At 39.9% G+C, this 14,023-nt stretch carries 14 protein-coding genes; 13 read left to right on the top strand and 1 reads right to left on the bottom strand.

Annotated elements, in window-relative coordinates; all coding sequences use genetic code 11:
- Positions 1 to 14 precede the first annotated feature (14 nt).
- Positions 15 to 425 carry a hypothetical protein gene (locus BMY14_RS17155; RefSeq protein WP_091834525.1) on the bottom strand — a complete coding sequence of 137 codons (411 nt, stop codon included), beginning with the start codon at positions 423 to 425 and terminating at the stop codon, positions 15 to 17.
- Between the two features lie 150 nt (positions 426 to 575).
- On the opposite strand from BMY14_RS17155, the gene BMY14_RS17150 reads away from it, so the two are divergent.
- The 13 genes from BMY14_RS17150 (at position 576) to csaB (ending at position 14,015) form a co-directional block, all read left to right on the top strand.
- Positions 576 to 1,667 carry an O-linked N-acetylglucosamine transferase, SPINDLY family protein gene (locus BMY14_RS17150; RefSeq protein WP_177177644.1) on the top strand — a complete coding sequence of 364 codons (1,092 nt, stop codon included), beginning with the start codon at positions 576 to 578 and terminating at the stop codon, positions 1,665 to 1,667.
- Positions 1,668 to 1,688: 21 nt separating this feature from the next.
- The gene (locus BMY14_RS17145) at positions 1,689 to 1,889 is read left to right on the top strand and encodes a YjfB family protein (RefSeq protein ID WP_091834521.1); all 201 of its coding nucleotides are present in this window, start codon (positions 1,689 to 1,691) and stop codon (positions 1,887 to 1,889) included.
- A 318-nt stretch (positions 1,890 to 2,207) separates the two neighbouring features.
- Positions 2,208 to 2,498, top strand: coding sequence for a zinc-ribbon domain containing protein (locus tag BMY14_RS17140; protein ID WP_091834518.1), 291 nt, complete (start codon positions 2,208 to 2,210; stop codon positions 2,496 to 2,498).
- 89 nt (positions 2,499 to 2,587) lie between these two features.
- Entirely contained in the window at positions 2,588 to 3,364 is a 777-nt protein-coding gene (locus BMY14_RS17135) for a basic amino acid ABC transporter substrate-binding protein (protein ID WP_091834515.1), read from the top strand.
- A 153-nt stretch (positions 3,365 to 3,517) separates the two neighbouring features.
- Entirely contained in the window at positions 3,518 to 4,183 is a 666-nt protein-coding gene (locus BMY14_RS17130) for an amino acid ABC transporter permease (protein ID WP_019552538.1), read from the top strand.
- Positions 4,170 to 4,889, top strand: a complete 720-nt coding sequence (locus BMY14_RS17125) for an amino acid ABC transporter ATP-binding protein (RefSeq protein ID WP_091834512.1) — start codon at positions 4,170 to 4,172, stop codon at positions 4,887 to 4,889. The genes BMY14_RS17130 and BMY14_RS17125 overlap by 14 nt, the downstream gene beginning before the upstream one ends.
- 181 nt (positions 4,890 to 5,070) lie before the next feature.
- Positions 5,071 to 5,271, top strand: coding sequence for a cold shock domain-containing protein (locus BMY14_RS17120; RefSeq protein WP_019552536.1), 201 nt, complete (start codon positions 5,071 to 5,073; stop codon positions 5,269 to 5,271).
- A 260-nt stretch (positions 5,272 to 5,531) separates the two neighbouring features.
- On the top strand, positions 5,532 to 6,074 hold the full coding sequence (gene hpf, locus BMY14_RS17115; RefSeq protein WP_019552535.1) for a ribosome hibernation-promoting factor, HPF/YfiA family: 543 nt from the start codon (positions 5,532 to 5,534) through the stop codon (positions 6,072 to 6,074).
- 225 nt (positions 6,075 to 6,299) lie between these two features.
- Positions 6,300 to 8,825, top strand: a complete 2,526-nt coding sequence (secA, locus tag BMY14_RS17110) for a preprotein translocase subunit SecA (RefSeq protein ID WP_091834509.1) — start codon at positions 6,300 to 6,302, stop codon at positions 8,823 to 8,825.
- A 74-nt stretch (positions 8,826 to 8,899) separates the two neighbouring features.
- Positions 8,900 to 9,974 (top strand): peptide chain release factor 2 gene (prfB, locus tag BMY14_RS17105; RefSeq protein ID WP_177177653.1). Its coding sequence is split into 2 segments (ribosomal slippage): positions 8,900 to 8,935 and positions 8,937 to 9,974, totalling 1,074 coding nucleotides; the frame shifts between segments, so codons are not numbered across the junction.
- A 92-nt stretch (positions 9,975 to 10,066) separates the two neighbouring features.
- Positions 10,067 to 10,777: an LmeA family phospholipid-binding protein gene (locus tag BMY14_RS17100; protein ID WP_177177643.1), complete on the top strand. Its 711-nt coding sequence runs from the start codon at positions 10,067 to 10,069 to the stop codon at positions 10,775 to 10,777.
- Between the two features lie 60 nt (positions 10,778 to 10,837).
- Positions 10,838 to 12,892 (top strand): DUF5693 family protein, encoded by a 2,055-nt coding sequence (locus BMY14_RS17095; protein ID WP_091834503.1) that lies wholly within the window; start codon positions 10,838 to 10,840, stop codon positions 12,890 to 12,892.
- Positions 12,885 to 14,015, top strand: coding sequence for a polysaccharide pyruvyl transferase CsaB (csaB, locus tag BMY14_RS17090; protein ID WP_091834500.1), 1,131 nt, complete (start codon positions 12,885 to 12,887; stop codon positions 14,013 to 14,015). Before BMY14_RS17095 ends, csaB begins: the two co-directional genes overlap by 8 nt.
- Positions 14,016 to 14,023: the final 8 nt, after the last annotated feature.

Below are 14,023 nucleotides of genomic sequence, written 5' to 3'. Positions count from 1 at the left end.
CAGTTCTTTTTCGTTTATTGTACACCATTCACTAAGTTACTGAGCGTGGCATTTGCAGTTGTTTGATCAGCAGTATTTTTCTGGTCTTGGGCTGTGTTTAAGGCATTTAACCCTGCATCACTTAAACTAGTTTGATAAGCAGGTCCGGATTTTTCATTGAGCGACGGGGTGGACGCTGCTTTATTCGTATTATTGGTTTGCCCTGTACTAGATGATGCATTTTGGAGCTGTTCAATTTGCTTTTCGATTTGATCGGCCTGTTTTTGTAGTGTCTTAATGGTCGTTTCATTGTCTTTTGATTTTGTCGCTTGTAACTTAGCGATTTGTGCCTCTATAGTTTTTTTTTCTAGTTTCAACTGGTTGATGTTGTTCAGCCTATCTTGGCTGGTACTGGCAGTCGTTGAGGAAATACTTGTAATTGACATGCTTGATCACTCCTTATATTAGAGAATTCTCTTAATTTCTATTATAACAAATAAAAAAACGGATGTAAGTCTAAATACGATTTTTCTCGATTAAATTTACAGAATCTTGTATAATTAAGTTAAATTTTATAAAGTTGGATGTTGATGCAGATGCGTAAAGAGGTTTTGGCAAAACGTAAAATAAAAATAGGCTATCTGGTACCGTCCTGGCAGGATGCGGACGTTATTTTTTTCCGCAGACAGCTTTTGATCGATTATACGAGACTTGATTTTCAGGTGTATTGTTATGTTGATGGACTGGTAGCTTCTTATCAGGAGTTTCAGGATGGGGTAAGCCGCTGGCGGGATGTATCTAATTTTAGCATTGAAAAAGCGGTGCAGCTGATTCATCATGACAGGTTAGATATTTTGGTGGATTTATCTGGATATCATCATAACCGTTTTTGGGCAATTCTTGGTTTTAAACCGGCGTCGGTACAAATTTGTTTTGTAGGGTCTTATAATACGACGAAACTCACAACGGTAGATTATATTTTTACGGATAAATATTGTGACCCTATGGGGCGCAAAGAAGATTATTTTACCGAGAAGCTTTATCGTTTATCTCAAACACATTTTTGTTATACAGTACCGCAGTCAATCACCCCAAATGAGCTGCCGTTTGAGGAAAATGGTTATATTACCTTTGGCAGTTTGCATCATTTTACCAGAGTTACGGATGGTTTTTTACAGATTTGGGCGGAAATATTGAAGCAGCTTCCTACTGCCCGGCTGCTACTGAAAAGCAGGGTGTTCGGCAGCGGCGCTTCTTGCCAGGAGGTCCGTTATCGATTGGATCGTTTGGGATTTCCGGTGGAGCGGGTGGAACTACTGTCCGTCCAATATACGGATAAAGAACTATATCCATATATTGATATAATTCTAGATACATTTCCTTATACCGGTGGGGAGACGACTTGTGAAGCTATTTATCGTGGCATACCGGTCTTGACGCTGGCGGGAAGCCAGCATAAAGGTCGTTTGGGGTATAGTATTTTAAAAAATATTTCATTGGAAGAATGTATTGCTCAAAGTGAGCAGGAGTATATCAAAAAAGCATTGCTTTTGGCGGGAAACTCCTATAAATTAAAGTATTTACATAAAAATTTGCCAGAGCGTATTTTAAAATCGCCGCTGATGGATTCACCGCGATTTGTGTCACGCGTAGAACGGGCGTATAATGAAATTATTAAATTATTATAATAGAAGAGAGGGGTTTATGTAATGGATATGGATATGAGTATAGCTTCTTTATCGGTAGGGCTCAGCCAATATAAGACAGATCAAAAACTTGGTGTATCTCTTTTGAAAATGTCTATGAACGATATGAGTAATGATGTAGGCGCACTGTTGCCGTCGACATCCGACACGGGGAACATGGCAGTTGATCCATCGGTTGGATCTGTACTTGACGTTAAGGCATAAAGTTTGCACTTGCAGATGAAAGAATGGATTTTATATTATTTGTGTATAAAAATGTATCTTATACTAAAAATATTCTACTTAAACCATGAAGTATCTTTAAATATCAACGCGGGAAAATAAGTATTTATGAATATTAATGAAAAAATTGAATTTTAAGAAATATCCAGATTTTTTGAAATATTTCTCTTGATTTTTTCTTGTGAGAAACTTATACTTAATCTTAGAGAACATAATGCTTGGGTCCGTGTTTGCATCTTGGCATGAGTGATGGGGAAACCTGAGTGGCTCTTAAAACTCAAAAGGTGAGGGGATTTTTTAATGGCTTTCGAAGACAAGACTTTGGTATGTAAAGACTGTGGTAAGGATTTTGTTTTTAGCGTAGGAGAACAAGAATTCTATGCAGAAAAAGGTTTCGAAAACGAACCAGTTCGCTGCCGCGATTGTCGTGATGCAAGACGTCATAGCCGTGATGGTGGAGAAGCAAGAGAAGCACGCCGCATGTATACAGTAATTTGTGCTGAATGCGGTAAAGAAACGCAAGTACCTTTCGAACCTAAAAATGATCGTCCAATTTATTGCCGCGATTGTTTTAATGCTAAAAGAAGCTAAATTAAAAACGCAATATATTTATTTTAATTAGTATCTGGCAATGGAGCTCGGAGAAATCCGGGCTTTTTTTATTTAAAGGAGGAAATTTTATGTCAAAAAAGTTTTTGCTATTATGTATGATGAGTCTTTTTATTTTAACTGCTGTAGTTGCAGGTTGTGGTGATCAGAAAAAAGATGCGGCAAGCAGTGAGAAAGTATTGCGCGTTGGCTGTAATGCCGATTTTGCACCGTTTGAATTCCAAAGTGAAGACAGTAAGGAATATACTGGTTTTGATATGGATTTAATTCGGGCTGTTGGTAAGGAAATGGGCTATAAGGTCGATATTCAAAATATTAATTTTGATGGGTTGATTCCTTCCATGGAAGCCGGAAATATTGATGTTATTATTTCTGGTATGACGATTAATGATGAACGTAAAAATAAAGTTCTTTTTTCAAAACCATACTATCAATCTGGTTTAACGATTGTAGTTAAAGGTGATAATGATGCAATCAAAGAATTTAAGGATCTGGATGGTAAAAAGATTGCTGTTCAAATTGGTACAACGGGTGCTACCGAAGCAAAGACAATCCCGAATGCAGTCGTAAAAGAATTTAATAGTTCGGCTGATACTTTTATGGAACTAAAAGCTGGCGGTGTGGATGCTGTAGTCAATGATCGTCCGGTAAATGATTATTATCTGGCAAAAAGCGGCGAAAAAAATGTGAAACGTTTGTCTGAAGTTTTGACGGCGGAAGATTATGGGATTGCTATGAGCAAGAAAAATCCTGAACTGGCAAAACAGATTGATGAAGCCTTGGATAAATTAAAAGCCAATGGTGAATATGATAAGATTTATGAAACATGGTTCGGTAAAAAACAATAGTCCAATGAAATATAAAAGCGGGTGCTGCGGCATCCGCTTTTATATTTCATTGGACTGCTCGGCGGTTGACAGTCTCTTAGGAGTGAAATATAATTAAATCAGCATATTTATACATGATTTTGTCAATAAAAATTAATAGTTAGGATGAAGAGGATGGATTTTGATTTTGCACTGGTCGTAAGTTCGCTTCCACTGTTGTTGGAAGGTGCGTTCGTCACGATACAGATCACAGCTATCAGCGTGAGTCTGGGGATTTGCATTGGTTTGTTTGCGGGAATCGCAAGAATTTCACATTTTTGGGCATTGCGTGCCTTAGCGGCGGTTTATGTTGATTTTATTCGAGGAACACCGCTTTTAGTACAAATATTTTTAATGTATTTTGCTTTACCGGTTATTACCGGGTTGAGAATTGATCCGTTTGTGGCGGCGATTACAGCTTGCAGCGTAAATAGCGGTGCCTATGTTGCGGAGATTTTTCGGGCGGGCATCCAATCGATTGATGAAGGGCAGATGGAAGCGGGCCGCTCACTTGGCATGAGCTGGTCACAGACCATGCGTTATGTTATCGTACCACAGGCGTTTAAACGCGTTATACCACCACTGGGGAACGAGTTTATTGCATTGCTCAAAGATTCATCTTTGGTTTCAGTGATTGGTTTTGAAGAGCTGACAAGACGTGGTCAGCTCATTATTGCGAGGACGTATGGATCGCTTGAAATCTGGTTCAGTGTAGCCGTTTTGTATCTGATAATGACACTTACGATTTCTCGTTTTGTGGCTTATTTGGAACGGAGGTATAAAACAGATGATAGACATTAAAAATCTTTATAAGGCATTTGGCGAGATTAAAGTCCTCAAGGGGATTGATGTATCGATTGCTGAAAAAGAAGTTGTTGTTATTATAGGACCAAGCGGATCAGGGAAAAGTACGCTGCTGCGCTGCATTAATTATCTTGAAGAACCAACTGCAGGTGAAATTGTGGTGGATAAAATTCCGCTCAATAATGAGTCCAATATTAATAAAGTTCGTGAAGAAGTGGGAATGGTTTTTCAAAGGTTTAATTTGTTTCCTCATATGACGGTTTTGGAAAACATTCTTTTAGCACCTATGAAAGTTCGTAAATTATCAAAAGATGCTGCCAGAGCGGATGCGCTTGCTCTATTGGAAAAAGTAGGACTTTCCGACAAAGCGCAGGCCTATCCGGCGCAGCTATCGGGTGGTCAGCAGCAACGTGTCGCAATTGCCAGAGCTTTGGCCATGAAACCGAAAATCATGCTCTTTGATGAACCAACGTCAGCTCTTGATCCGGAAATGGTCAATGAAGTGCTGGAGGTAATGAAGAAGCTTGCAAAAGAGGGCATGACGATGGTTGTTGTAACCCATGAAATGGGATTCGCCCGTGAAGTTGGTGACCGGGTTTTATTTGTTGATGATGGGAAAATTGTTGAACAGGCTGCACCGGCCGTTATCTTTGAACACCCGCATGAAGAGAGAACAAAATTGTTTTTGTCGAAAGTTTTATGATATAAATTGACACTAAATTACGTAGTAATGATTCTGTATTGATAGATCATGAAAGCGCTTTAAATAATAATGTATACTCTAACGAAGCAGGGGAGAAAGTCGTTGACATATGCAAGTAAGAGCTTTATAATATAAAGCGTGGCCACTGATAGGCCCAGTTTATTTGTAGGAGGAGTTTCTAATGGTTGGTAAAGTAAAATGGTTTAGCGCAGAAAAAGGTTATGGTTTTATTGAAAGAGAAGATGGTGGCGATGTATTCGTACATTTCTCCGCAATTCAGGATGAAGGTTTTAAAACCTTAACTGAAGGACAAGGCGTTGAATTCGAAATTGTTGAAGGCGCTAGAGGCCCACAGGCATCGAATGTAACAAAAACTGCGTAATTTGGTCTAATTTAATTTATGCGGACCCGGATTAGGATAAACCTAATCCGGGTTTTTTATTGTGCCGAAAAATAAGCACGGGGATTCATTCTACATTATAGACTGCAAAATTATAGGAAAATTGTAACATATGGACATAATTATAAAAATTATGGAAAATAATTGTAAAGTTTCTGAAACTTTTCGCATCTTTAGGTAGGAGTTTTTTTATAGGTGGAGAATATATATAATATAGGATACAGGAAAGGGGATGGATGCATATGGCAACATTCACTATTAGAGGTAAAAACATTGAGATTACTCCAGCTTTAAGAGACTATGTAGAAAAGAGAGTGGGTAAAGTCACTAAGTATTTTGACAAAGTGGGCGAAATCACTGTACTCCTTACCGTAACGAAAGGCCGGCATATTGTAGAGGTAACTGTACCCGTTCAGGGCGTGTTATTACGTGGCGAAGAATCAACGATGGATATGTACACCTCGATTGACCTTGTTATTGAAAAACTCGAAAGACAAATCCATAAACATAAAACGAAATTAGAAAAAAGATTCCGTGCTGGCAGTTTTAAGACAGAAGCAATGGTGCCACCGGTTATTTCAAATACAGAAGATGACAATGATGAATATTCTGTTGTAAAGACCAAACGTTTTGCGGTCAAACCAATGGATGTTCAAGAAGCAATCATGCAAATGAATCTTGTGAATCATGATTTTTTTGTATTTCGGGATTCTGAAAGCAATGAAACGAATGTAGTATATCGTCGTAAAGATGGTAATTATGGTTTGATTGAATCAGGTCTATAAAGGTTTGTAAATTAAAATGATCAAAAGGTCTTGCCGTGTGACATGTCTCTTTTAAATGAGAAAGGTCATCATGGCAGGACTTTTTTGATTTTTATATAAATGAAAATCGTTATTTTATGCGTAAACTTGTATATATTTTTTGACTTATACCAGATAGTTTGATAAAATCGTATGATAGGCTTAATAGTGGCACTAGTATGTGCAAATTTCGAGGAGTGATTCTGATTGTTCGGGTTTTTAAAAAAGTTTTTAGGCGATAATAATGAAGCAGAAATAAAACGTATGCAGGAAATTGTAGATAAAATAAATACACTGGAGAGTGACTTACAGGGACTGAGTGATGGATCTTTATGTGCCAAAACAGCTCAGTTTAAAAATCGTTTGGAAAATGGTGAAACGTTAGATGATATTTTGCCGGAAGCTTTTGCAGTTGTAAGAGAAGCTTCACACCGTGTACTTGGCATGCGGCATTTTGATGTGCAGATGCTGGGTGGTATTTGCCTGCATGAAGGGCATATTGCTGAAATGCGTACAGGTGAAGGTAAAACTCTTGTTGGGACATTACCTACCTACTTAAATGCACTCACAGGCAAAGGTGTACATCTGATAACAGTCAATGATTATTTGGCAAAACGTGACAGCGAATGGATGGGACGCTTATACCAGTTTTTAGGGTTGACGGTTGGATTAATAGTCCATGATATGGATTTCCCGGAACGGAAACATGCGTATGACTGCGATGTTACGTTTGGTACGAATAATGAGTATGGGTTTGATTATCTGCGTGATAATATGGTTATTTATAAAGATCAAATGGTACAGCGTCCGCTTAATTATGCAATTGTCGATGAAGTAGATAGTATTTTGGTCGATGAAGCAAGAACGCCGCTTATTATTTCCGGTCCTGGTGATAAGTCAACGGATATGTATCGTATTATGGCACTGGCAGTTGCACCGCTCGTGGAAGGTACAGATTACACATTAAATGAAAAAGAAAAAGCTGTGCTGCCAAATGAAACAGCCATTGCTAAAGTCGAAAAATCATTAAATGTAAAAAATCTTTATGATAGTGCAAATATTGAAATGTCACATTGTTTTACGCAGGCATTAAGAGCCAAAGCTTTGATGAAGCGTGATCGCGATTACGTGGTTCGTGAAGATGAAGTCGTGATTGTGGATGAATTTACGGGGCGTTTAATGTTTGGCCGCCGTTATTCTGATGGTCTGCATCAGGCTATTGAAGCCAAGGAACAGGTAACAATCCAGCGTGAATCACAAACACTGGCAACCATTACATTCCAGAATTATTTCAGGATGTATAAGAAACTGAGCGGGATGACAGGGACAGCTAAAACAGAAGAAGATGAATTCTTAAAAATATACAAATTGCCGGTAATTGTTATTCCAACCAATCAGGCGATTGCGCGTGTAGATTTTCCAGATACGATTTATAAGACGAAACGGGCTAAGTATAACGCGGTTGTCAATGCTATAACGGAATCACATCGCAAGGGGCAGCCGGTTCTTGTGGGTACGACTTCTATTGTGCAGTCGGAAGAACTTAGTCAGGTGTTGAAAAAAAAGGGTGTGCCGCATAACGTATTGAATGCGAAATATCATGAAATGGAAGCACAGATCATTTCCGGTGCCGGACAAAAAGGTGCCGTTACCATCGCAACCAATATGGCTGGGCGTGGTACGGATATTGTTTTGGGCGAGGGCGTTGTGGAACTGGGCGGTCTGCATATTATTGGTACAGAACGTCATGAGTCACGTCGTATTGATAACCAGCTGCGTGGTCGTGCTGGTCGTCAAGGCGATCCAGGTTCTTCCAGATTTTATTTGTCACTGGAAGACGATCTGATGCGTTTGTTTGGTTCGGATAATATTGCGGCCATTATGGATAAACTGGGTATGGAAGAAGATGAACCAATCGAACATAAACTGATTAGTCGTTCGATTGAGCAGGCTCAGAAGAAAGTCGAAGCACGTAATTTCGATATTCGTAAACATGTGCTTGAGTACGATGATGTTATGAATCAGCAGCGTGAAGTGATTTATGGTCAGCGCCGTCAAATTTTGCTGGGAGAAAATTTACGTGATAATATCATGGGAATGCTTCAGCAGATCATTGATGCTGCCATGGATAATTTTGCGAATGAGAAATTGTATCCGGAAGAATGGGATCTGGATGGTCTGATTAAAGAGGCCAATGACATTTTTGCCCCAGAGGGTAAATTGGTTAAAGCAGAACTTGAAGTGATGAGCCGTGATGAACTTGGTGATTATTTGCGTGCCGTGGCAGAAACAGCATATCATGAACGCGAAATTTTATTTGGTGAAGAAAATATGCGCGAACTTGAAAAAGTTGTTATGCTGAAAGTAGTCGATGGAAAATGGATGGAACATCTTGATCATATGGATATGCTGCGTGAAGGTATTAATTTGCGTGCCTATGGTCAAAGAAATCCGTTGATTGAATATAAAATTGAAGCGTATGATGTTTTTCAGGAAATGATTGATACGATTCAACAAGATATTGCTAAACTTATGTTTAGAGTCAATATTGTTGCGCAGCAGCCTCAGCCAGAGGATCATTTGAAAAATGCCAAAGAATCTCGTGGGGAAGAAGAACCGGAAGCTGAAATGAAACAAAAACCAGTTGTCAATAAAGAACATGTAGGGCGCAATGATTTGTGTCCATGTGGCAGCGGGAAAAAATACAAGAATTGCTGCGGTCGCGATAAATAAGCAGACCGCCCTTAAATATATTTTTGGAGTTGATAAACGTGCTTTTAGAAGATTTAAAGATAACCATTGTCGATATGGGAAAAAAGCTTGAACAAATGGGGACTTCACTTTGACGTCGCTCATAAAGAAGAAAAAATAGCAGAACTTGAATATAAGATGGGCGAACCGAGTTTCTGGGATGATTCTGATTATGCACAAAAGATCACCATGGAACTGAATGGCGTTAAAGATAGTGTAGAAAAATATAAAGCTCTTCAGGCAAAGTATGAAGATATGCAGCTCCTTTGGGAAATGGGCATGGAGGATAAGGATGAAAGTGTGTATGGTGAAATTACCAGCACGATTAAATCCATTCAACAGGCCATTGATCAACTGGAACTTGATGTTATGCTGTCAGAAGAATATGATGTCAATAATGCCATTTTGACATTACATGCCGGTGCTGGTGGAACAGAAGCGCAGGACTGGACACAGATGCTGCTGCGAATGTATGGGCGCTGGGCTGAACGCAATGGCTTTTCGGTGGAAACCATTGATTTTCTGCCAGGCGATGAAGCGGGCGTCAAGTCGGCTACAATCATGATCAATGGGCATAATGCCTATGGTTATTTAAAAGGCGAAAAAGGGGTTCATCGTCTGGTTCGTATATCACCTTTTGATGCGAATGCACGCCGTCATACATCGTTTTCCGCGTGTGATGTAATGCCGGAAATCGATGAAACGGTGGAAGTAGATATTAATATGGCTGATATCCGGGTTGATACGTATCGCGCCAGCGGCGCAGGCGGACAGCATATCAATAAAACAGACTCGGCTGTTCGTATGACACATCTGCCAACGGGAACGGTGGCTCAATGTCAAACGCAGCGTTCACAGCTGCAAAATAGGGTTCAGTGTATGAAACTGCTTAGAGCCAGATTGTTTGAACTGGAACAGCAGAAAAAAGCGGATCAGCTGGCCGAAATTGATGGTGAACATCAAAAAATCGAGTGGGGCAGTCAGATTCGATCGTATGTATTCCAACCGTATAATATGGTCAAAGATCATCGGACCAATGCGGAAACCGGTAATACGCAAGCTGTTATGGATGGCGATCTTGCTATGTTTATTGAAGCGTATTTGAAGGCGAAAGCGAACAATGAATTATAAAGAGCAAGAGGGACTGCTGCTTTTCAAGGCAGTTAGTCCCTTTCTTTGCTGAAATTAAGGGTAAATACATTCCTTTGATCTATAAAATTAAATTGAATTCAGGTGAAGCTATGTTCAAAGGGTTGACTATTTTAGGGATATTTATCATATTATTAATCGGGATCGGTCAAATATTTTTGCCAGCCTTATTTGCCAATCGGCTTACTGCAGCGATGCAAACCCGGCTGCAAACGGAGCAGGTTGTATCGAAGGTGGAACAGTCTCCGGCTTTTATGATGTTGCTGGGGCGATTTGACACAATTGATATCAAGGCAGAAAATGCAGCTTTGAATAAAGTGCAGTTTGATGAACTTGACTTACATGTTAATAAAGCACAGCTGGATTTGCAGCAGATTTTGTTTGCTCAGCGCTTCAGCATACAAAACGCAGAGGAAATATCATTGAAAGGTGTTCTGTCAGAGCAGCAACTGGCAGCGGCACTTTCGCAAAAAGAGAATAAACTACAAGATGTTAAGGTTCAGGTTACGCCGGATCGAATCCATATTCAGGGGGGGATTCCGCTTTTAGGAAAATCAATTTCCGTTACAGTGGAAGGCCGCTTGATTATGGATCAGAATCATATTTTGTTCCGTATGGAAAAAGTAGATATCAAAAATGCATTGCTTGGTAAAATGGGATCAAATTTATTTAATGATTTAGTGCTGGTTGATTTGAATAAATTGCCATTTGACGTTAGGCTGACTAAGGTTGAGCAGGAAGATGGGAAAGTTATCATTACTGCCGATAATCATAAAAATGAATAGTATTTGCAGTTCAATCAGTAAGTACTATATCTGAATTTTGCTCGTAAGGTGGAGAAGACATTGAAGATTTTCAAGTATAGTCGATGGCTGATAGCTTTTATTATTGTGGGTTTAGTGGCAGCGATGATTGTTAATATACAGCGCTATCAAGTTGAGAAAAATAACATGTCCGTTGAAATGGCGATTGATTATGAAGGTTTAGTGCAATTGGCTCAGATGGAAGGTATACCAATTGACACGATGCTGCAAAAAGCGAAAGATGCAGGAATTACATCTTTGGCGGTATATGAAACGACTTTTAAAAAGTTTAATGAAAACGGCAAAGCCAGTGCGACGGCCGGTAGTGAGATTTTGCAAAAATATCACAATGGTTCCTTAATTGATCCGAACTGGCGTCAGTTGGTTGATGCAGGGGTGATCCAAGGGGCGGATGTCTATGTGACTGGCAATGATAAACAAACTTTTGTTGAGCTGAAAGAAGATTTACTGCGTCGTCTTGGCCATGATCGTGTACAATCTTTGCAGGTTGGCAAGGAAGAAGTTTTGGCATTAAAAGTAAATTATGAGCAGTTTTTAAAAATGAATCTTGGTATGCCGACGGATGAGATGAAACTTGTTAATGCAGCAGGCTTTTATGTTATTGCCCGGCCAAGTAATTATTCGGATGTTAGCAAAGACGATGTAGATGCTGTTTTCAAGCGTCTTGACGGCATCAATATATCCGATATCATCTTTTCTGGTGATCAGACTTTGGGAAGTCCGACTCAGCTTGATGCGACAGTAGACTATTTTAAGACTCGTGGTATCACGCTGGGCATGATTGAGCATACGACGCAGCTGCAATTTTATAAACAGGATGGGTTGATGGAACTGGCACAGGCGCTTGATTATAAAGCGGCAAGGGTGTATTCGATTCCCAAAGATGAACAACCGAAACTCAAAATTGCTACAGCGGTAGAACGCTGGGCCAATACGGATGAGGAACGGAATATCCGTATTGATCTTATGCGGATTTATGAAAAACCAGAAGGCAATATGTCTCTTTTGGCAACAAATTTAAAATATTTTAGTGATACGCGCGATCTTTTACAAAGAAGTGGTTTTACACTTGGTAAAGCCGGAACTTTTGAAAATTATAATGCGAGCAATATTTTACGAATGATTATGATGCTGGGTGTTGCGGCAGCAATTGTGCTTTATTTAAGACTCATTCTGCCAGCTTTTAAAGAAAAACAGCAGTATTTGCTTTTTGCTGTGCTTTCTATTTGCTTCATTGTTCCGTTAGCCATGGGCCATGGTGCATCGGTTCGTACTTTGACAGCGCTTGCCAGTGCAAATTTATTTCCAGCCTTAGCTGTAATTTGGCTGCTGGATCAGATCCGCGGTATTCGTTTAGCTGAAAACAGTTCGATGCTTAAAATTATTGGTACGGGTGTAGCCGCTTTGTTTGTGACAGGGATACTTTCTTTTGTTGGAGCGGCTTATGTGTCGGGGATTTTAGCTGATGTGCAGTATTTACTGGAAGTAAATATTTTCCGGGGCATAAAATTGACATTTATTTTGCCAATTATTCTTGTTTCGATTGCATTTTTGCGTCGGTATAATATCTTTGATGGCAGTACAGATTCTACGGAAAGCATTATGGCACAAGTTAAAAAAATTCTTAACACACCAGTTTATATAAAATCTTTAATGGCTTTTTTCTTTGCGGTGATTGTCATTATTGTTTTTATTGGCCGTTCGGGTCATACCGAAGGTATGCCAGTACCAGGAATTGAACTCAAGTTTAGAGCATTCTTGGAACAATTATTATATGCCAGACCACGTTCAAAGGAACTCTTAATTGGGCATCCGGCTTTTATGCTGGCAGTACTCGCTTTTTATCGCAAATGGCCGACGATTATCTTTTTTGTCTTAGTGGTGTTTGCGACGATTGGTCAAGGTTCGCTTGTCGAAACTTTCGCCCATATGCGTACACCATTTATGATGTCATTTGATCGCGGTGTTGGTGGAATTGTTTTGGGAGCTGGTCTGGGCATCATTGCGATGCTTGTAGTTCATGGCTGGCAGAGGTTGTTTTCCTCTAAAAGGAGGAATATATCTGAGCATGAGTAATATTGTAATTTCTGGGTATTATGGTTCGAAAAATGCCGGAGATGAGGCTATGCTTGCGGCCATGATTGAAGTTTTATCGGATATTGATCCAAAGATACGAATTACTGTTATTTCGGCCAATCCATCTGATACACAAAAACGTCATGGTGTTGCATCGGTTTCCTGGCTAAATCTGTTTGATATTGCGAAAGCTATGATGCGGGCAGATTTGCTCCTTAGTGGTGGGGGCAGTTTGTTGCAAAATGTGACAAGCGGCCGCAGTTTGTATTATTATATGGGTATTTTGTTTTTGGCAAAATGCCTTGGCACACCAGTTATGCTTTATGCACAGGGCATTGGCCCCATTTATGGAGCTTTTGCGCGCCGAATGATGCAATTTGTTGGTAATATGGCAAATTTGATTACGGTACGTGATTCCGGCTCCTTAGGGGAGCTGGAACGGCTGCATATTCATAAACCGCCAATCCATGTGACGGCTGACCCGGTTCTGGCAATCCATCCCGTAGATAAAGAAATGGGACGCGCCGTGCTTAAATCTTATGGCGCATCCGGGGCCAAACCTCTCGTGGGAATATCGGTGCGTGAATGGCGCTGCTGGACTCATTATAAAGATATTATTGCACAGGCAGCGGATCAAATTGTCGAAGAATTTGATGCAAGGGTTGTTTTTCTGCCAATGCAGTATCCGGAGGATGTTGCTGCAGCGGAAACGATTGCATTGAGAACCAAAGAAAAGTCAATTGTGCTCAATGATGAATATACGACGAGTGAACTCTTATCTATTGTTGGTAATTTGGACTTGTTGATTGGCATTCGACTCCATGCCTTGATCTTTGCTGGTGTTATGGGTGTTCCAATGATTGGAATGTCATATGATCCGAAAATTGATCGTTTTTTGCAATCAATTGGCGAAGATGTGGTCGGGGATTTGGAAAATGTGACGGTTGATACATTGATGATACGGGTTCGAAAAAAATGGAATGATAAAGCGATTTTTCGTAAAATGAATGCACAGCTTCTGAGCGGGCTTCGTGATGCGGCTTCAAAAAATGCGGAACTAGCTATGGAACTTATTGGCAATAATAAAGCGGTGAAGCGTTTTCGTGAGATGAAGAATGAATAGGGTTTATC

The sequence above is a fragment of the Propionispira arboris genome (assembly GCF_900109225.1).
GTDB lineage: Bacteria > Bacillota > Negativicutes > Selenomonadales > Selenomonadaceae > Propionispira > Propionispira arboris.
Note: the sequence above shows the minus strand (reverse complement) of the source record. Positions and strands in the feature narration are given on the sequence as shown.

What these genes read in the sequence shown, in the direction of transcription:
- BMY14_RS17155 (WP_091834525.1), bottom strand. Translation starts at nt 425, where the DNA reads ATGTCAATTACAAGTATTTCCTCAACGACTGCCAGTACCAGCCAAGAT.
- BMY14_RS17150 (WP_177177644.1), top strand. Translation starts at nt 576, where the DNA reads ATGCGTAAAGAGGTTTTGGCAAAACGTAAAATAAAAATAGGCTATCTG.
- BMY14_RS17145 (WP_091834521.1), top strand. Translation starts at nt 1,689, where the DNA reads ATGGATATGGATATGAGTATAGCTTCTTTATCGGTAGGGCTCAGCCAA.
- BMY14_RS17140 (WP_091834518.1), top strand. Translation starts at nt 2,208, where the DNA reads ATGGCTTTCGAAGACAAGACTTTGGTATGTAAAGACTGTGGTAAGGAT.
- BMY14_RS17135 (WP_091834515.1), top strand. Translation starts at nt 2,588, where the DNA reads ATGTCAAAAAAGTTTTTGCTATTATGTATGATGAGTCTTTTTATTTTA.
- BMY14_RS17130 (WP_019552538.1), top strand. Translation starts at nt 3,518, where the DNA reads ATGGATTTTGATTTTGCACTGGTCGTAAGTTCGCTTCCACTGTTGTTG.
- BMY14_RS17125 (WP_091834512.1), top strand. Translation starts at nt 4,170, where the DNA reads ATGATAGACATTAAAAATCTTTATAAGGCATTTGGCGAGATTAAAGTC.
- BMY14_RS17120 (WP_019552536.1), top strand. Translation starts at nt 5,071, where the DNA reads ATGGTTGGTAAAGTAAAATGGTTTAGCGCAGAAAAAGGTTATGGTTTT.
- hpf (WP_019552535.1), top strand. Translation starts at nt 5,532, where the DNA reads ATGGCAACATTCACTATTAGAGGTAAAAACATTGAGATTACTCCAGCT.
- csaB (WP_091834500.1), top strand. Translation starts at nt 12,885, where the DNA reads ATGAGTAATATTGTAATTTCTGGGTATTATGGTTCGAAAAATGCCGGA.